Origin of the sequence: Treponema sp. JC4 (assembly GCF_000260795.1) — a bacterium.
Lineage (GTDB): Bacteria > Spirochaetota > Spirochaetia > Treponematales > Treponemataceae > Treponema_D.
Genome location: NZ_AJGU01000001.1, coordinates 64252 through 82043 on the forward strand (window position 1 = coordinate 64252; position 17792 = coordinate 82043).

The 17792-nt window shown below is 43.9% G+C and carries 17 protein-coding genes; 7 read left to right on the plus strand and 10 right to left on the minus strand.

The annotated features are described in order from the left end of the window. Nucleotides 1-28: 28 nt before the first annotated feature. Entirely contained in the window at nucleotides 29-1108 is a 1080-nt protein-coding gene (locus MSI_RS00310) for a M15 family metallopeptidase (protein ID WP_009102427.1), read from the plus strand. A gap of 172 nt (nucleotides 1109-1280) precedes the next feature. Here MSI_RS00310 and MSI_RS00315 read toward each other — a convergent pair whose 3' ends face one another. Genes MSI_RS00315 through hisIE form a run of 8 tightly spaced genes read right to left on the minus strand, consistent with a single transcriptional unit; the run spans nucleotide 1281 to nucleotide 10310 of the window. Next, complete coding sequence (locus MSI_RS00315) at nucleotides 1281-2633, minus strand: RluA family pseudouridine synthase (protein ID WP_009102429.1); 1353 nt, start codon at nucleotides 2631-2633, stop codon at nucleotides 1281-1283. A gap of 3 nt (nucleotides 2634-2636) precedes the next feature. Next, the gene (gene rpiA / locus MSI_RS00320) at nucleotides 2637-3359 is read right to left on the minus strand and encodes a ribose-5-phosphate isomerase RpiA (protein WP_009102432.1); all 723 of its coding nucleotides are present in this window, start codon (nucleotides 3357-3359) and stop codon (nucleotides 2637-2639) included. Further along, nucleotides 3359-4855 (minus strand): type I 3-dehydroquinate dehydratase, encoded by a 1497-nt coding sequence (locus MSI_RS00325; protein WP_009102434.1) that lies wholly within the window; start codon nucleotides 4853-4855, stop codon nucleotides 3359-3361. The genes rpiA and MSI_RS00325 overlap by 1 nt, the downstream gene beginning before the upstream one ends. Continuing rightward, entirely contained in the window at nucleotides 4855-6036 is a 1182-nt protein-coding gene (locus tag MSI_RS00330) for a PASTA domain-containing protein (protein WP_009102435.1), read from the minus strand. Before MSI_RS00330 ends, MSI_RS00325 begins: the two co-directional genes overlap by 1 nt. A gap of 42 nt (nucleotides 6037-6078) precedes the next feature. Beyond that, nucleotides 6079-7032, minus strand: a complete 954-nt coding sequence (gene fmt / locus MSI_RS00335; RefSeq protein ID WP_009102436.1) for a methionyl-tRNA formyltransferase — start codon at nucleotides 7030-7032, stop codon at nucleotides 6079-6081. A gap of 9 nt (nucleotides 7033-7041) precedes the next feature. Beyond that, on the minus strand, nucleotides 7042-7617 hold the full coding sequence (gene def / locus MSI_RS00340; protein WP_009102438.1) for a peptide deformylase: 576 nt from the start codon (nucleotides 7615-7617) through the stop codon (nucleotides 7042-7044). A gap of 9 nt (nucleotides 7618-7626) precedes the next feature. Then, nucleotides 7627-8997: a histidinol dehydrogenase gene (gene hisD, locus MSI_RS00345; protein WP_009102440.1), complete on the minus strand. Its 1371-nt coding sequence runs from the start codon at nucleotides 8995-8997 to the stop codon at nucleotides 7627-7629. A 20-nt stretch (nucleotides 8998-9017) separates the two neighbouring features. Further along, nucleotides 9018-10310, minus strand: coding sequence for a bifunctional phosphoribosyl-AMP cyclohydrolase/phosphoribosyl-ATP diphosphatase HisIE (gene hisIE / locus MSI_RS00350; RefSeq protein WP_009102442.1), 1293 nt, complete (start codon nucleotides 10308-10310; stop codon nucleotides 9018-9020). 99 nt (nucleotides 10311-10409) lie between these two features. Here hisIE and MSI_RS00355 point away from each other — a divergent pair, with 99 nt between their 5' ends. Further along, a complete protein-coding gene (locus MSI_RS00355; RefSeq protein WP_009102444.1) occupies nucleotides 10410-11789 on the plus strand; it encodes an MATE family efflux transporter in 1380 nt (459 codons plus the stop codon). A gap of 105 nt (nucleotides 11790-11894) precedes the next feature. After that, on the plus strand, nucleotides 11895-12359 hold the full coding sequence (locus MSI_RS00360) for a low molecular weight protein-tyrosine-phosphatase (protein ID WP_009102446.1): 465 nt from the start codon (nucleotides 11895-11897) through the stop codon (nucleotides 12357-12359). Nucleotides 12360-12600: 241 nt separating this feature from the next. Here the strand turns inward: MSI_RS00360 and MSI_RS15165 are convergent, their stop codons facing one another. Then, nucleotides 12601-12972: a homoserine O-succinyltransferase gene (locus MSI_RS15165; RefSeq protein ID WP_369759155.1), complete on the minus strand. Its 372-nt coding sequence runs from the start codon at nucleotides 12970-12972 to the stop codon at nucleotides 12601-12603. After that, the gene (locus MSI_RS15170; protein ID WP_009102451.1) at nucleotides 12959-13510 is read right to left on the minus strand and encodes a homoserine O-succinyltransferase; all 552 of its coding nucleotides are present in this window, start codon (nucleotides 13508-13510) and stop codon (nucleotides 12959-12961) included. The genes MSI_RS15165 and MSI_RS15170 overlap by 14 nt, the downstream gene beginning before the upstream one ends. A 67-nt stretch (nucleotides 13511-13577) precedes the next feature. Between MSI_RS15170 and MSI_RS00370 the strand changes: the two genes are divergently transcribed. Genes MSI_RS00370 through MSI_RS00385 form a run of 4 tightly spaced genes read left to right on the plus strand, consistent with a single transcriptional unit; the run spans nucleotide 13578 to nucleotide 17753 of the window. Continuing rightward, nucleotides 13578-14591 (plus strand): alpha/beta hydrolase, encoded by a 1014-nt coding sequence (locus MSI_RS00370; protein ID WP_009102453.1) that lies wholly within the window; start codon nucleotides 13578-13580, stop codon nucleotides 14589-14591. A 28-nt stretch (nucleotides 14592-14619) separates the two neighbouring features. Further along, entirely contained in the window at nucleotides 14620-16134 is a 1515-nt protein-coding gene (locus MSI_RS00375; protein WP_039923791.1) for a peptidase U32 family protein, read from the plus strand. A gap of 3 nt (nucleotides 16135-16137) precedes the next feature. Then, complete coding sequence (locus tag MSI_RS00380) at nucleotides 16138-16872, plus strand: hypothetical protein (RefSeq protein WP_009102457.1); 735 nt, start codon at nucleotides 16138-16140, stop codon at nucleotides 16870-16872. Nucleotides 16873-16880: 8 nt separating this feature from the next. Beyond that, the gene (locus MSI_RS00385) at nucleotides 16881-17753 is read left to right on the plus strand and encodes a metallophosphoesterase (RefSeq protein WP_050983870.1); all 873 of its coding nucleotides are present in this window, start codon (nucleotides 16881-16883) and stop codon (nucleotides 17751-17753) included. Nucleotides 17754-17792: the final 39 nt, after the last annotated feature.

Genomic DNA, 17792 nt, shown 5'->3' on the forward strand with positions numbered 1-17792 from the left:
TGTGCTTTTTTGAGTTATAATTTTTTAAATGAAATTTCCTCTTCTCTGGTTTTGTGCAGCATTTTTACTTTTTTCAATTTTCGCTAAGGGTTTTATTAAAACTAATCGCCTTTCATCAGAAACAGAAAGTCTGAATACAGAAATTATTGAGCCGGAGGAAGAAAAAGCTTCCGTTGAAGTTCCTGCCGAACCTTCTCAAGTTCTTGAAATCAAAAACTTTATGACTTTTTATCCGGATCTTGATTATGAAATTTCATTTGATGAAAAATATAATGACTGGAAAATAAAAATTACTGCCAGCACTTATCTGAATCGTGAAGATAAATCTGCGTCAGAAAAAGCTTTGAAAAAATCTGCCGACTTTTATTGGGCTGATGGCCGCCTGCTGCCTGAAAATCAGCTTGCACACAAGGATGATTACTGGGTCTTGCAGTATAAGTATTCAAATGAGTTGAGGGATCCAAAAACTTTTACAGAAGAAGAGCTTGAAAACATCAGAAAATTCGGCTCCAGCGAAAACCGGAAAAGTGACGGCGGCACTCCGATGTTCTTTTTTGACTTTCTTTATGCGGCAAAGTCCAGACCTGTGATTGAAGAGCATATTGTCCGAAGCCGCTTTCTTGGAAAAACTACTAAGGTTCATGAAAGAATTTTGCCGGCCCTAAAGCGGGTTGAAGCAGAAATCTGTCTGGAAGCGGGAATCTCGGTTGAAAATCTAAGTTCGCCAGAAAAAATTGCCAAAATTGATACAAAAAGCCAGGGGCTTACTCCTCAGCAAAAAGAAATCCGGGAATTTATCGTAAGTCTGCGTTCTGCCGATGCCTACCACTGGCGGGAAATTGCGGAAACAAACAGGAAATCCTTTCATAGTTACGGAATTGCGATTGACCTTTTGCCCCGCCGTCTTGCCGGTCGCTCCATTTACTGGGGCTGGGAAAAAGAACGCAGCGGTGACAACTGGATGCTGGTTCCTCTAAAAGGCCGCTGGATGCCGCCGGAAGCTGTTATAAAGATTTTTGAAGCAGAAGGTTTTATCTGGGGCGGTTACTGGATTATTTTTGACAACATGCATTTTGAATATCATCCGGAACTTGTTGGAAATATGTAAGCTGGCAAAAAGGGCTTCCGGTCGAAAAGCGTATGTCAAAACCGCGCGATATCGCGCTACACGCTGATTGTGGCAAAGAAACTATTGTCATGGCCGCTCTCGCGGCCACCACAATCAGAGTGTTTTTGCCACACGCTTTTCTCCCTCACGCCCTTTTTGCTGTTTGAAATTTCTAAAATTCCGGTTGGCATATAAAATGCATCTTTTCATGTGTGGTCGGGTGGGTAAAGGTAATTTCCTGGGCGTGGAGCATTAGGCGTTCTCCGGGCAGGCAAGTGCCGTAGAGGGTGTCGCCTATAATTGGAAGGTGGAAACCGTGGATGTCGCTTGAATGAAGGCGCAGCTGGTGGGTGCGGCCGGTCTGGGGTATAAAGAGTACTCTTGTTGCTTTTTTTGTGCTTCCGTCTGGGGCTCGGTAGGTCACCTGACCAAGATTTTCCCAGTCTGTAATTCCAAGTTTTCCAAATTCTTCGTCGTAAATCTGGTGAGGACGATTGTCCGGATCAAGACGGAATTTTAATTCAATTCTTCCAGTTTTTTCTCCCTGTTTTGGAGCTGCCTCTCCGTCTGCTTTTTGAAGAACTCCATCCAGCAGGGCTATGTATTTTTTATGAACTTCCTTGGCTTCAAACTGGCGGTTAAGTTCGCGGTGGGCTTCTTTTGTAAAGGCCAGAATCATAATTCCCGAGGTTTCCATATCAAGGCGGTGAACAGCCGGCTGATTAAGCTGGTTTGTAAAAGGGAAGAGAGCCTTCATGCGGCTTTCAATGCAGTCCTGTTTGTCGGGAGTGCGGCCTGGAACTGAAAGCAGCCCCGACTGCTTGTTTACCACGAGGATCGCGTCATCACGGTAGAGGATTTCAAGTCCCAGAATTGAAGGAAGAATGTAGCCGCAGCGTTCGTCGCAGGGCGGGTAAGAGCTGCCGCATTTTTTGTTTGGGCTGTCTTTTCCGTAAAAAACTTCATCCATGCTGAATGGAATAAGATTGTTCTCAAAAGCGTAGGAAAGAAGTTTTGGCGCACAGCAGTCGCCGGTTCCTGTCGGGGGAAGTCGGCCTCCGTGTCGGGCGATTATTTCATTAAGAGAGATTTTCTTTCCGTCAAAGCGGGTAAAAGTATAGAGATCAAAAACTCTCTGAAGTGATTGGGTGGTCAGGGCTGTTCGGGCGGCGGAAAGTTCTTTTTCGCCGGCATTTATGCGCGCTGTCAGCTCGTGGATTGCAGCGTCGTTGGCGGCCAGGGCGGCTTCTATCTGGGAAGGGGATGCCAGCGGTGGAACGACGATTTGCGGCTGGGAAGAAGATGGAAGTTGCAGCTGCATGCTGATTCCCGACACTGCATGCAAAATAACTTCTTCCCCTGTTTCAACTTTTTTACAGATTAAGGTGCCCAGCATAAGACCGTGCCCCTTACGTTCCTCGCTTTCTTTTGTAAGCTGAAGGAGTTTTGCTTCTCCCTTTTCCAGAAGCGAAATCAATTCAAGATTTTTTTGATGTGCCTGCTCGCAAGGAAAGGGAGGAAACATTATTTAGTCCAGATTTCTGATTTCAACTTTGCCGTCGTCAGTTCCAAGGAAAACGATAGGCTTTTTCTTGCTGAAAAGACCAACTTCTACAACACCTGTAAAGGAGTTTATTTTGTCTTCCATGGCTGGAACGTCAATTGGTTTTTCCCAGGTGCAGTCAAGAATCCAGTTGTTGTTATCTGTAATTACAGGACCGCATTTGCGAACTCCCTCGCGGAGAACAGGTTTTGCGCCTGTTGCTTCAAGTTGGCGGGTAACGCTTGCTCTTGCTTCCGGAATTACTTCTACTGGAACCGGGAATTTTGTTCCGATTGTATCTACGCGTTTTGTTGAGTCTGCGACTACAACAAAGATTTTTGAGTTATATTCTACCAGCTTTTCGCGGACGTGGGCTGCTCCACCGCCTTTAATCAGGTTGCAGTCAGGGTCAACTTCATCTGCTCCGTCAAAAGTAAGGTCAAGTTCTCCGTTAATAGCCGGGTGATTCATAGAATAAACCGGGATTCCGTATTCAAGGCAGGCATTCTGAGCCTGGAAACTTGTAACAACGGCTTTTACATCTTTAATGCTGCCTTTTTTAAGGTGTTCTGCCAGGCGGGTTATAGCCGGCATTGCTGTAGAACCTGTTCCAAGTCCAATCTTCATTCCGCTGAAAATCAGCCCCTTTTCAATCAGCGTATCAATCGCTGTGTTTGCTACCATTACTTTCTGTTCTGACTGTGTCATTAGTAGTCAACTCCTGTGAATAATTTAAACTGTTCGTATGCCTGATATTCGAGCATCTTATAACCGTTGCAGACCTTACAGCCCGCGGCAGACGCGCGTCTCATCACCGGTGTAGAAGCCGGTACATAAACTATATCAAACACCTTTTCAGTTCCACGGAATTTATAAAAATAAATAGGGTCGTTTTCAGGAGAAATTGGCCCTTCGGCATTCATGCCAACAGAAGTTGTCTGAATAATAAGAGAAGAGTATTCATCCAGAATCATGGCAGAAGTTTCATCAAGTTTGGCAGCCATAAAATCATATTTTTCTGCAAGCTTCTGAGCAGTTTCAAGAGTTCTGTTGAAAATGCAGGCTTTCATGCCGAGTTTTTTTACAGTATAGGCAATTGCCTTTGCGGCTCCACCTGCACCGATAATCGAAACCTTCATCTTCTTGGTTTTTACATTGCTTCCAAGAAATTCCAGAAGGGCACGTTCAAAACCTGTACAGTCTGTATTGTAGCCGATCCACTTATAATTTTTGCGGACTACTGTGTTGCAGGCGCCAATCTGCATAACTTCTGGAGAAAGTTCATGCAGATAGTAAAGTACAGATTCTTTGAAAGGAATTGTAACACTCATTCCCTTTACGTCCAGCTGCTCTGCAAAGTTCAGGGATTCAGAAATCAGCTGAGAACGGATTGGGAAATAAACTGCATCAATCCCGTGATGGCGGTAACCCATATTATGAATTTCAGGACTTGAGGTTTTTACAAGAGGCCAGCCTGTAATTCCAAAAAGCTGGGTAGATTTAGATATTCCCTTGAAGTTATAAAGGTCGTTCAGGACAACCGGGTCAATGTGGCCGATTGAGGCAGTTTTATCTGCTGTTTCCTGAGGCGAGGTATAAGTCATGTAGGAGTTTGAAATGCTTGTAAGAATGCGGGACGGCATTCCTTCTGCGCCCATTGCAACAAGAATATGGTCGTAGTTTGTCATCAGAGAACTTTCATGAAAAAGATTTACTACGTCCGAAAGGGTTTTAGGCATGAAGGCAATTTTAGGAATTTCATAGCCTGTTTTTCTCATTGCATCGCAGCGTTTTCTAAGATTATGAATCGGCTCAGTCATATTGTGGCAGCTTCGGATAATCCTTACACCAAAGGCCATTGCCGCATCCTGAATGCTAGGAATATGATAGTCTTCCTCAAAATCTACATAGGCAAAGTTTCTTTTTTTGTCAGGGTCTGCAAAAGCAAGGGCTCTTCCAAAAAGATTTGTTCTTGAAAAGTCGTTTCCTGTCCAAAGTCCTCCATCGGAATCCCGGCGGATTGTAAGGATACAAGGCTTTTTTACAAGAGCAGGAAATTTTCTGATTAAAAGCTGTTCATTTTCATCCAGATGATCAGCCCGAAGTTCAAGTACATCGCAGAATTTTTCGTATTTCTGTGAAAGTTTTATATCTTCCTCAATAGTTTTTCCTGTCAATGTCATACAGATTAAAGGCTGTCCCATCAGTTCACCACCTTTCTGCTTGCTACTTTGTCTACAACGTAAAGTGTAAGTGTTGTTCCCTTTGGAACAGCATAAGGAATTGTAAGCTCTCCACCCGGATGGCTGAAGCTGATGATTGTATAGGCATCGCCTTCTGAAGGAGTTGCTTCAAGTCTCATAGGAACAGGATATGGATAAACCTGAAGAGTCTGAGAGTAAATTCCGTAAATATTGTCATCAATAGCGCTCTTTGGAAGTGCCATTTCAACTTTCATTCGAGTGTAGTTTGGAACGAATTCATCTTCAAATTCTTCCTGACTTACAACAGTTCCAGGTGTTTCTCCGTCTTCAGCCTTATGACCTGTAATGTCAAAAACAATCTTATGACGGGTGATAGATTGAAGAAGGTCGTTTACGCTCTGGCCGATAAGGCGAGGAGGGCGGGTATTTTCAAAGTTAGGGCCGCGGCTTACAACAAGCTGAACTGTAACCGGTTCAGAAATGCTTGTTCCTGCCGGTGGATCCTGTTCAAGAATTGTACCTGCGTCACTTGTATCAGGTTTGAATTCCGGTTTCGCAAGAACGATAAGAGGTTTTGTCTGACCTGCAAAGAGGGTCTGGATTTTAAGCTGAACTTCATCAAGTGACTGGCCGACATAATCATCAACCTTATCAACGATAACACCGCGGCTTACAACAAGAGAAATACGGCTGTAACCCTTAGTGATTGAGCCAGCCTGAGGTGACTGGTCAAGGATTGTTCCTTCATCACCCGGAGTATCCGAATAGCGCAGGTTGATTTTTGGATAAAGCTCCTTTACCTGAAGTTCCAGCAGGGCGTCTTCAAGTGATTTTCCGATAACGTCCGGCACAAGAACCTTTTCAGGGCCTTTTACAACTGTAAAAAAGATTGCTGTTGCAGAAAGAGCCATAATCACAAGCGCTACAAAACAGGTAAAAAGCATTACCGGCACATTTGATTTTACGGTCTGATATGAATCTTCTACTTTGATATCTATGTTTTTAATGCGGTTAGGAAGGTCTTTTACTTCCTCCTTCATTTTTTTTGCAGCTTTCTTTCCGAAGAGTTTTGCCTTTTCTTTGATGTTTTCAAAATTGTCGCTTTTGCTGCTTTTTTCAACCGGAGTTTGAACTTCTGCTGTCTGATTTTCTTTTGTCTGGGTATTCTCTGTATCGTCCATTTTGACCTCGCTGATTTGGTGATTTTGACTTTTTTCTATATATTATTCCAGTACTGTTCCAATAAATTCTCTTGCACCGTTCATAAAATCCTTGTAGCCCATAGGCTTTTTACCCTGGCGCTGCAGTTCTTTTACGCACAAAAGTCCGTCGCCGGTTTTGATGTAGATGCCTTCTGATTTTACAAACTGAAGCACCTGACCTGCAGGCTCAACTACATAGCCGCTGGCCCTGTCATCAGACTGGGGAATGAAAGTTGCATTCAAAAGGCGGAGAGGTTCTCCGTTTTCAAGACACCAGCAGCCCGGATCCGGATAGTAAGCGCGGATTTTTGCTTCGATTGTAGCGGCGCTTTCATTCCAGTTGATTTTTGCATCTTCCTTTGTGATGATTGATGTATAGCTTGCATCTCCGGTCTGAGGCTTTCCTTCAGGCAGGTGATTTTTGCTCAAAAGATTACAGAAAAGTTCTGCTCCGATTTCTGCTGATTTTAAAAGCAGGAATTCTCCGGTTTCTGTGCCGTCAAGTTCAATGTTCTGCTGGGCTAAAATATTTCCTTCGTCCATTTTAGGGCTTACATACTGAATTGTAGCGGCAGTTTTTTCGTCTCTGTTTAAGATTGCTGCAGGAACGGGGGTACAGCCGCGGTATTTTGGAAGTAGTGAAGGGTGAAGGTTGATTCCGCCCATAGGGAAAAGAGCCATAAACTTTGGCCCGAAAATATGACCGTAGGCAAAAACAACCAGAAGGTCAGCTCCAAGAGGCGCAATCTGCTCCCGGGCAGCGCCGTCTAAATGCTCCGGTGTATATACCGGAAGATTATATTCTTCTGCCAGAGCGGCAACCGGCGTTGGGGTTGGAGTTTTGTGTCTTCCCTTAGCCGTCGGTGGATTTGAAAGAACTCCTGCGATTTCAAAACCGCATTCTTTTTGTCTTTCAATGAGAATCTTTAGTGTTACAGCAGCCGCCTGCGGGCTTCCTGCATAAAGGATTTTCATAAGTGCACCTTATTTATTCTTCTTTGCTTCTTTTGCAGCAATTTTAGCCGCAATCTTTCTTGCCTTAGCTTCCTTTTCCTTGCGTTTCTGTTCTGCGCGTTCCATGCGTTTTTTGAACTGAGCGGTAGTCTTTTCTGCAAATTCCTTATCGCCTCGGTCAATAAATACAATTCCGTCCAGATGATCGTATTCATGCTGAATTATTCTGGCTAAGAGGCCGTCTGCATCAAGTGTAAAGGGCTTGCCGTTTTCATTCAATGCCTGAACTGTTACTTTTACAGGACGGCGGATTGTTTCGTAAACCTGAGGAATACTAAGACAGCCTTCATCGTAGTCACCAAGTTCTTCAGAAGTTTTAATAATCTGAGGATTGATGAAAACGCGGCGAACATCATCGTCTGCCATAAGAACAAACATACGAAGGTTCTTTCCAACCTGAGGGCCTGCAAGACCAACTCCGTCAGCTTCAATCATTGTTTCGAACATATCTTCTGCAAGCTTGCGGATTTCGTCATTTACTTCTGCAACAGGCTCTGCCTTCTGTCTTAAAATGTCTTCTCCAAGTTTTACAATATCTAAAACCATATCAAATTCCTATTTTTCAATTCTTACTCTTGCAGCGCGGGCATGTCCTGCAAGACCTTCTGCGTCACCCATAAAACCTGCGGCAACAGCGCTTCTGTGTGAGCCTGAAGAACCCGGTACAACGCGGAGTGTTGTTACTGTTTTAAGGAACATACGTACGCTGAGGCCGCCTGTAAAGCGTGCTGAGCCTGATGTAGGGAGTGTGTGGTTCAAGCCTGCTGCGTAGTCACCGAATACTTCTGCTGATGCGTGACCAATGAAAAGCGAGCCGTAATTGTGAACAAGGCCTTCTACCTTATCACGTTCCTTTCCTTCTTCCATTGCAAGTTCAAGATGCTCTGGTGCCTTACGGTTTGCAACTTCTGCAGCCTGCTCGTAGCTTTCTGTGATGATGATTTTGCCATAGGTTTCTACGCTCTGGCGGGCAATTTCCTTAGTTGTAAGGGTTTCCAGCTGTTTTTCAATTTCTTCTGATACTGCTTTTGCAAGGGCTTCGTCGCAGGTAACAAGAACCGGCTGGGCAACAATGTCGTGCTCTGCCTGTGCAAGAAGATCTGCGGCAACCCATTCAGGATTTGCGCTCTTGTCTGCAATAATCATAACTTCTGTAGGCCCTGCAATCATATCGATTCCGACAGTTCCGTAAACTTCACGTTTTGCAGCTGCTACGAATTTGTTTCCTGGTCCGACAATAACGTCAACCTTTGGAATGCTTTCTGTTCCGAAGGCCATTGCACCGATTGCCTGTGAACCGCCTACTGCGTAAAGGTGATTTACACCGCAGATATAAGCGGCAGCCATGATTCCTTCATCAGCATATGGTTTTCCGCCTGCAAATGCGTGTCCAGGAACGCCTTCGCCTTTTTTACCGGCTGCATCTTTGTCATCCGGGTGAACGCGAGGAGGTGTACACAAGATTACGTCTTTTACTCCAGCCGCAACAGCAGGAGTTACTGTCATAATTACTGTTGAAACCAGAGGGAAGCGGCCTGCAGGAACATAACAGCCTGCGCGCTCTACAGGAATTGTTTTCTGTCCTGTGATTACGCCGTTTGTAAGTTCTGTTTCAAAATCTGTGAAAGATTCACGCTGTTTTTTTGCAAATTCGAGTGCCAGAGTGTGAGAATAAACTAAGGCATCGTAGAGGTCGCGGTTCTGAATCATCAGTTTTTCGGCTGCGGCCTTAAGTTCTTCCTGTGGTACTTCAAAAACAGAAGGAACTGAAACGTCAAATTTGTGTCCGTAGATGCGGAGGGCAGCGTCGCCCTTTTTCTGTACTTCTTCAAGAACTGATTTTACAGTTTCGCTGGCAGTGTTTTCGAAATCACGGCCTTTATAAAAATTTTCATCAAGCTCGGTATATTTAAGTGTATTAATCAATTGTCTAGTGTCCTTTTGCATTATTTTTTATGACGTTTATCCAATTCGTCATATACATCTTTCCAGGTTACGCCTTCTTTGTACATCAGCACGTTTACAAAGTAGAGTAAATCTGCGGCTTCCCAGATAACGTCATCTTTTGATTCTGCTTCGCAAAGCTCTTCAGCTTCTTCCATAACCTTTTCGCGAACACGTTCGTCGTTCAGGGTTGCTGTGTAAGAACCAGGGCGTGGATTTGCAAAACGGTCTGCAATTACGTCGTAAAGACGTCCCATGTTTGATTTTTCCTGCGGATCTGTTCCAAAACAGGTCCAGCTGCCGGTATGACAGGCAGGTCCATGAGGAATTACAGTTGCAAGAACTGTGTCGCGGTCGCAGTCTGCACGAAGTTTTACAACTTCAAGGAAGTTTCCGCTTGTTTCACCTTTTGTCCAGAGCTTCTGACGCTCGCGGCTGAAGAAGGTAAGCTTTTTAGTTTCAAATGTTTTAGCAAAAGCTTCGGCGTTAGCATAACCTTCCATCATAACTTCGCCGTTTACGCTCTGAGCGATAACAGGAATCAATTTTACTTTTTCAAAATCAAGGCAGCTGATAAAGGCATCAGAAAGATTTACCTTTCCTGTGTACAAAGCCATTCCAAGCTGAACATCACAGTGGAGTTTTTCAAGCTCTGCAATTTCTTCAACAGAAGAAACACCGCCTGCAACTACAACGCGGCAGCTTACTGCAGAACGAAGCTCGCGCACATAATCCATGTTTGTGCCCTGCATGCAGCCTTCTTTTTCTACACAAGTGAACAAAAGTTCCGAACAGAATTTTTCTGCCTGTTTAGCACCCTCAACCAGAGGAATGTTTACAGTTTCTGTCCAGCCTTTTACTGCAATTTTTCCGTTTATAGCATCAACGCTGATGATAATTCTGTCTTTTCCGATTGCTGCGGCAAGTTCGTTCAAAAAGTCTTCGTTCAAAACAGATTGACCTTCAGCAGGATTAGCCTTCCATGCAGCTGAGCCAATGATAACTTTTTCTGCTCCAAGACTGATAAGTTCCTTTGCACGCTTTACAGTGCGGATTCCACCGCCGGTACGTACGTTTCCATGATGGAGTAAAGATTTTAATAAATGGGTGTTTTCTGTATTACCTTTTTCGTCAATGTTTCCCAAAGCCGCATCCAGATCAATAACAGCGACTTCGCCATACATGTCGAACTGTGCAATTAAAGCATCAGCATCATCGCGCTGAAGCACAAGTTCCTTTCCGTTCTTAAGCTGAACAACATGTCCATTTTTTAAATCTATAGAAGAAATTACCATAGAAGAGAGTTTACCAAATTTCCAACTTTTAGGGTAGTAGAGGTGATTTTTATTGATTTTTCCAAATATTCTTATTAGATTTGACTGAACGAGGTTTTTATGAGTTCAAAAATAGTCGACATGACTTGTGGCTCGCCCCTGAAGCATCTTCTGGCTTTTACCTGGCCGCTTTTAATCGGGAACGTTTTCCAGCAGTTTTACAATATGGTGGATTCGGTTATTGTTGGAAACTTTGTCGGACCTGCGGCACTCGCAGCTGTAGGAACCTGCGGCTCTTTTGGATTTCTCTTCTTTTCTCTTGCCGGTGGTCTTGCAACCGGTATTGGAATTCTTGTTTCCCAGTATTTTGGCGCAAAAAATGAGAAGGCCCTGCGTGCAACAATTGCAAATTCCTTTTTTATCCTTACAGTTTCTTCTTTTGCAGTAACGGTTATAGGAGTTTCTCTGTGCCGGGTGATTCTTCGTTTAATCAGCTGTCCGGAATCAATTCTTCCAGATGCGGCGCTTTATCTTCGGCTTACAACCTTTGGAATCATTTTTATTGCTTTTTATAATGGTATTTCTTCTATATTAAGGGCACTTGGCGACTCAAAAACGCCTCTTTACTTTTTGATTCTTGCAAGCCTTGTAAATGTTGTCCTTGATCTGCTTTTTGTTGTTTATTTTGGCTGGGCAGTTCTGGGAGTTGCCCTTGCGACGGTTATTTCTCAGGCGGTAAGTGCGGTAGCCTGTCTTATTTACGCCTTTGCAAAGGTTCCTTATTTCCGTTTTTCTAAGGGCGATTTAAAACCAAACGGCACGATTGTTGCAAAATCCTTCAGAATCGGAATTCCTGTTGCCCTTCAAAGTTCTCTGATTGCAATCTCCTGCATTATGCTTCAGGGAGTTGTAAACTCTTTTGGTGAAATTGTAATGGCAACTTTCACAGTTGCAAGCCGCCTTGAACAGCTGATTCACATGCCTTTCCAGTCGCTTGCAGCCGCAATTACAACCTACGCAGGTCAGAATTACGGGGCTCAGAATATTGAACGTGTTCGCAAGGGCTTACACCGGGGAACCTTCCTTGTTGCCCTCTTCAGCCTGTTATTGGTTCCGGTAGTCTTTGTTTTCGGACGAACCATGATTGCCTTCTTTGTAAAAGACCAGGCAGTAATTGAAATGGGTTATGTTGCCCTTAAACTTACCTGCTTTTTCTACTTCCCTCTGGGAATGATTTACATTCCTCGTGCCAGCCTGAACGGCTGCGGCGATGCAAACTTTGCCATGATGAACGGCCTTGTAGAAGTAGTATGCCGAATCCTTTTTGCCCACGTTCTGGCAAGCATTGCAAGTATAACCGTGTTCGGTCACACCTTCCCAATCGGTTACTGGGGCGTCTGGTTGACCAACTCCTTCACCTGGACTGTAACTGCCATCGTTTGTGTATGGCGCTATAAGTTCGGCAAATGGCGAACTACAATTATGACCGGCGAATTCTAATGTATATTGGAAGATTTGCTTATAAGTAGGAAGAGCAAAAAAATGCGCGACCGGGAGCCATTTTTGCATTTTTATATTTAAACACAATAATAAGGAACGCTATATATGGTAAAAATACTTTTTGTCTGCCACGGCAATATTTGCAGAAGCCCTATGGCCGAATTCGTAATGAAAGATTTTGTCCACAAAGCAGGCCTGGAAGCCCACTTCCAGATTGATTCCGCTGCCACCAGCACCGAAGAAATCGGAAACGGAATGCACCGTGGCACCCTGCAGAAGCTGCGTGAAAACGGCATTTCCTTTACCGACCACCGTGCCCGTCAGATTGCTGCTGCCGATTACGAAAAGTACGACTACTTGATCGGCATGGACGAAGAAAATACTTTTAATATGCAAAGACGCTGGCATGGTGACCCGGAAGGTAAGGTTCACTTGCTGCTGGAATACTGCGGCTGTACTGACGAAGTAGCAGACCCCTGGTACACCGGTAATTTTGATGAAACCTGGGCAGATATAACCGCCGGCTGTGCTGCCATGCTGGAATTTCTTAAGCAGACCGGGCGGGTTTAGGAGGCAGCCGTGCCGAGCGTGGAGGGGAAGTACGGCAACTTGCTTGCCGTACCGAACGTAGTGGAGCCCGGAAGGCGAGTAGGAAGTTGGACTGCACCCATTTTATATGCGAACTTGCGAAGCAAGGGCGTGGTGACGCATAGGTCCACTTTTACTTTTAAATGAAATTGTATGAGCCAGTGCCTTAATCTGCAAACTTGCGGATGCAAGTTTGTGGCAACCCCAGGGCAAACTTGCAATATTAGATAAAATTATAAGGGGTTGCCTGGTAAACGTAGTAGTTCAGCCAGTTTGAGTAGAACAAATGGGCGGTGCTGCGCCAGTAGCTGGTTGGCATGCGGTTTACGTTGTTGAGCGGGAAGTAGTTCTTTGGGAGAGGAACGTCCATGCCTTTTTCGATGTCGCGGTAGTATTCGCCGGCAAGGGTTTCGGTGTCGTATTCAAGGTGGCCGGTCATGAAGATTTCGCGGTTGTCGTTTGATTTGATGATGGAAACGCCGGCTTCTGCGCCCTCTGCAAGAATTGTAAGGTTAGGGTTTTTGAGTACGTCTTCCTTGAGCAGGGTTGTGTGGCGCGACTGAGGAATAGGGAAGGTGTCGTCAAATCCGCGCAAAAGGGGTTCTGCTTCTGTGCAGCGGTGGTTCATGAAGATGCCTGACATTTTTTTTTGCGAGAGGCTGCTTCTGGATTCCGTAAAGGTGATAAAGACCTGCAAAACTTCCCCAGCAGACATAAAGGGTTGAGAAAACGTTTGTTTTTGCGTAATCCATAATGCTGCAAAGTTCTTTCCAGTAATCTACCTGTTCAAATTCAAGCTGCTCGACCGGGGCGCCGGTGATAATCATGCCGTCGTACTTGTGCTTAAAAAGTTCGCTTGATGGAATATAAAATTTTTCAAGATAGCTGTCGTCTGTGTTTTTGCTTTCGTGATTTTCCATGCGGACAAGGGAAATTTCTACCTGAAGAGGGGAGTTTCCCAGGAGTCGGAGGAGCTGGGTTTCTGTAACTTCCTTAGTAGGCATCAGATTTACGATTGCGATTTTAAGCGGACGGATATCCTGGTTAGCGGCACGTTTTTCTGTCATCACGAAGATGTTTTCTTTTTCCAGTGTGCGGACTGCTGGCAAATCTGATTTTACTTTAATTGGCATAGCTACTTCCTTTTTGTATTAATTCATCTTATACCACAAAAGCTCAAAATTTGCTATAATATATACTATGGAAATGGAACATCAGAACGACAGAAAAAATGCCATCAAAAAACTTAAGCTGCTGGCTTATAACGGAAAAGGCGATGTTGAGGCTTTCAGACATAAACTGGACTCGGCTTTTTCTACGGTTTTTCTGCCTAACGGAGTAGAATGTTCAACTCACAAATACGGTACTATTGAATGCGATGTGCTTTCGCCAGAAATTTATGCTTCTAACCGGGTTATGCTTTATATTCACGGCGGCTCTTTTGTGGGTGGAAGTCCTGCGGCTTACAGATCCTTCTGTTCTTCTCTTGCAACCAAATGTTTTTGCCGTGTAGTTGTTCCTCAAATCCGTCTGGCTCCATCTTCTCCATATCCTGCTGCTAATGAAGATATTCAGGCGGTTTTCCGTGCCCTTTATACAGAAGAGCAGATTGCCTGTTCTTTGAATGCTGAAAAGGGAAGTGCTGCTGCCCAGTCTGAAATTATTATTGCTGCTGACGGTTCCGGGGCAAGTATTGCCTGCTCTTTGATTTTTAATCTTCGTGACCGCTATAGGGCAAACATCAAAAATGTGATTTTATTTTCACCCTGGCTTGATATTTCTGCTGATTCTCCGCTTTTGACTTCTAAAAAGCTTAATGATGAAATTCTGACACCGGAAGTTTTCAGAAAAAGCTCTGCGGTTTACACTTTTGAATCTAATTCAGAAACCCTGCATGTTTCACCTCTTTTTGCTTCTGATGATGATTTGAAGAATTTTCCTCCGGTTATAATTCAGCTTGGCGGACGGGAAGTTCTTCTGGAAAATGCAAAGGCTTTTGCAAAACGGCTTGAAGACTGCGGCAACGAATGTATTCTTGATGTCTGGCCGGATATGATGTTTATGTTCCAGATGGCTGATGAGTATCTTTATGAATCGCATCTGGCACTTGATAGAATCGGTAAAATTGTTACGGGCGGAAGTGAGGACGGAAAAAAGAAGCAGCAGTTCGAAAATAAACCAAAGCTTGAGCGCGGTCTTAACAGCGAAGCTTAGTTTTTAGAGGAGAATTAAATTTATGAGTATGGAATTATTGTCTCCGGCGGGAAATGTTGAAAAATTAGCTTATGCCTATGCTTACGGTGCAGATGCTGCCTATATCGGTCTTAAAAAATTTTCTTTGCGAGTAAAAGCAGATAATTTTTATGAAGATGAATATAAGAAGGTTGTAGAACTTAAAAAACTCTACCCTGGAAAACGCCTTCACTGTGCTTTGAATATTTCTTTTCATGATGAAGAAATTGATAATCTTCGTGCAAATATAGATTACTTCCGCCAGTATCCGATTGATGCTTTTATTGTTCAGGATATTGGAATTGTTCCTTTGCTGCAGAAGGAGTTTCCTAATGCGGAACTGCATTTGTCTACTCAGGCAAGCTGCGTAAACTCTGAAGCGGTGAAGATGTATAAATCGATCGGCTTTAAGCGGGTTGTTTTAGGCCGTGAGATTTCCCTTGCCCAGATTAAGCGCATTAAAGACGCAGTTCCTGATATGGAACTGGAAACTTTTGTTCACGGTGCAATGTGTATTGCCTATGCCGGCCGCTGCCTTATGAGTGCCTTCCTTACAGGACGCAGCGCACAGAGCGGTTTTTGCAGCCATACCTGCCGCTGGAATTTCCGCGTGGGAGAAAATGCTTTTGCGGGACTGGCAGACGGGGCTGGCGATGGAAAGCCTCATATCATCACTGCTGAAGAAGCAAAAGCCCTGGCTCAGAGTGGAAATCTTGTGATTGAAGAAGAGCAGCGAAAGGGCGAGTACTTTCCTATTTTTGAAGGCGATGATTTTACGGCAATCCTTTCTTCAAAAGATATCAATATGATTAATCACCTTGCGGATATGCGCGATGCGGGGCTGGATTCCCTTAAAATTGAAGGCCGCATGAAGAGTACCTACTACGTTGCCATGGTTACCCGCGCCTACCGTAAGGCTCTGGATGCTCTGGAAGGAAAAATTACCGCTGAAGAAGCGGCTCCTTATATCGCTGAGCTTGAAAACGTAAGCCACCGCGAAAGTACTACAGGTTTTTACTATAATAAAACTGATGCGGACAAAACTACTTGTGGTGCCAGCGACAGTAAATATCAGCTGGCGGCAGAAATGGGGGCTGAGCTTACCGGCGAGGCTTTTGATGCAATCTACAATGAAGGCCAGAAACGTTACCGCGAAAACGAAGAACTTCTTGCGGGAATGCATCCTGATGCCCGTGAAGCCCGTCTTAAGGATTATGAAATTCATCCTGACCGCCGTATAATTCCTTTTGAAAAGAAAGAGGGCTGGCATTTGTATGAATGTACGGCAATGAACAAGATTAATGCGGCTGATGAGATTGAGTTTGTTTCGCCTTCTTTCTGTAATCTTCTTGTAAAATCTGAAGACTGGGAATTGATTTCCAGCGAAACTGGGCTTAAACTTAACTGGGTGTGCGACAGTCATCCCTGCGTGATTTACACTAAATATGAACTGCCTGCTGCAACGCTTTTGCGTACACTTGATCCGGATTATATTGAAGGAAAGATTCGTGATACAGGACGGTAAAAGATGAAAAAAGCGCTTCTTGCAATTTTAGCAATGTTTTCTTCTCTTGCTTTTGCAAGACCCTTTTCAGTTTCATTTTTTACTCCTGAACGCCCAAAATTTTCTCTTACTCAGTCTTTTGAATACAATTTTCTTTACACAGCAAAATATGAAAATTCCGGCTATGCAACTGTAGCTGTTGTAGATGCCAACGAACTTGTGTTTAAGGGCGGCTTTTACGCAAATACAAAATCTACAGATATAGCTTTGCAGGCTTATTATGCGCCCTGTTTCTGGAATCTTGTGAGCCTTGGTGTCAGCGCAAAGTATCATTACAATAAATTCTGTGATTCGGGAACTGATATGTTTTGTGAGCACAACATTCTGCCCGGGGCTTTTATCAGCTTTAATATAAAAAATATATGGAAGATTTATGTAAATTCCGGAGCTTTAATAAAGTTTTCTATTATAAATGCATGGCCTTCTAATATCCGGGTAACAGATAATACTGTTTTTTTGAATTCCGGCTGTATTTTCCAGCCGACTGACCGCCTGCGCTTTTCTTTTGATGTGGGAAACTATTCCTTTTTTGAAGATACTATAATCGGAAACGTTCAGTTTAATCTTGCTGCACGTTACCGTCTTTTTGAATATATAACTGCGGGTGCTGAAGTTTACTGCAAGTGGGTTGATGCGGCTGTGCCACAGGATAGTTTTGCTCAGGCGGGAGTCCGCATGAACTGGGGAGTTTTGTTCTAGTGAAAAGGATGATAAAAAGAGCCTTACTTCCCTCATTTTTGATTTCTCTTTTTCTTGCATCCTGCAACCTTACTCCGGACGGCTTTTGGAGCGGAGACAGTAATGTTAATCACAGGTTTTCGGGACTAAAAAAACTTTCTGAAAGTGATGCTGAAGTAAAAAGCTGGGATGAAGAAGAAAAATATCAGGTGCTGGTTTTGACCGACGTGCATATTGGGGCAAAATTTTATCATAAAGAAACTGAAGACAGTTTTTTTAACTGGCTCAAAAACTATACAGAGCGTGATAAAATTAAGTTTGCACTTGGACTTGGCGATTTTACAGACGGAGCAAAGGAAGGCGAGTTCAGGTATTATCAGCAGATGACAGAAAAAATTAACGGTTACGGAATTAAGCTTTTGAATGTTGTGGGAAATCACGACCTGTACCGGGCTGACGGCTATGAAAATTATGAAAAATACTGCTATCCCCACTCTTCTTATTATAAGTTTTATACAAAAAACTTAGTCTGGTACGGTCTTGATACGGCTTCGGGAACTCTGGGAAGCAGGCAATTGGCTTCTCTTAAAAGTGCCCTTCCTTCCGAGACAAAGAAACCTGTGATTATTACTCATGTTCCTTTCGCATCCGAAGGAAAAGCTCTGGGAATAATGCCTTTTTGTCTTCGCGACACAACGGAACGTAATATTTTAATAAGTCTTTTTTCTCAGTGTAAAATTGCCGGATATTTTTGCGGACACTATCATCCGGGCGGACTCGAAAGCTTTGGTAATGTAACTCAGTACGGTCTAAAATCATTCGGTGAGTTTGGAAAGTGGTACATTCTGGATGTAGATGAGACTGCAGGTCCGGTAATTACAATCCGCGAGTTTGGAAAATAGGGGGCGTTGCGGGGTCTCCCCGCTGGGTGGGGTAGCGAG

Excerpts from the sequence above, each read along its gene's own strand:
- MSI_RS00310 (WP_009102427.1), top strand. The coding sequence starts at position 29 with ATGAAATTTCCTCTTCTCTGGTTTTGTGCAGCATTTTTACTTTTTTCA.
- MSI_RS00315 (WP_009102429.1), bottom strand. The coding sequence starts at position 2,633 with ATGTTTCCTCCCTTTCCTTGCGAGCAGGCACATCAAAAAAATCTTGAA.
- rpiA (WP_009102432.1), bottom strand. The coding sequence starts at position 3,359 with ATGACACAGTCAGAACAGAAAGTAATGGTAGCAAACACAGCGATTGAT.
- MSI_RS00360 (WP_009102446.1), top strand. The coding sequence starts at position 11,895 with ATGGTAAAAATACTTTTTGTCTGCCACGGCAATATTTGCAGAAGCCCT.
- hisIE (WP_009102442.1), bottom strand. The coding sequence starts at position 10,310 with ATGGTAATTTCTTCTATAGATTTAAAAAATGGACATGTTGTTCAGCTT.
- MSI_RS00385 (WP_050983870.1), top strand. The coding sequence starts at position 16,881 with ATGATAAAAAGAGCCTTACTTCCCTCATTTTTGATTTCTCTTTTTCTT.
- MSI_RS00355 (WP_009102444.1), top strand. The coding sequence starts at position 10,410 with ATGAGTTCAAAAATAGTCGACATGACTTGTGGCTCGCCCCTGAAGCAT.
- MSI_RS00370 (WP_009102453.1), top strand. The coding sequence starts at position 13,578 with ATGGAAATGGAACATCAGAACGACAGAAAAAATGCCATCAAAAAACTT.
- fmt (WP_009102436.1), bottom strand. The coding sequence starts at position 7,032 with ATGAAAATCCTTTATGCAGGAAGCCCGCAGGCGGCTGCTGTAACACTA.
- MSI_RS15170 (WP_009102451.1), bottom strand. The coding sequence starts at position 13,510 with ATGCCAATTAAAGTAAAATCAGATTTGCCAGCAGTCCGCACACTGGAA.
- def (WP_009102438.1), bottom strand. The coding sequence starts at position 7,617 with ATGGTTTTAGATATTGTAAAACTTGGAGAAGACATTTTAAGACAGAAG.
- MSI_RS00380 (WP_009102457.1), top strand. The coding sequence starts at position 16,138 with ATGAAAAAAGCGCTTCTTGCAATTTTAGCAATGTTTTCTTCTCTTGCT.
- MSI_RS00325 (WP_009102434.1), bottom strand. The coding sequence starts at position 4,855 with ATGGGACAGCCTTTAATCTGTATGACATTGACAGGAAAAACTATTGAG.
- MSI_RS00375 (WP_039923791.1), top strand. The coding sequence starts at position 14,620 with ATGGAATTATTGTCTCCGGCGGGAAATGTTGAAAAATTAGCTTATGCC.
- MSI_RS00330 (WP_009102435.1), bottom strand. The coding sequence starts at position 6,036 with ATGGACGATACAGAGAATACCCAGACAAAAGAAAATCAGACAGCAGAA.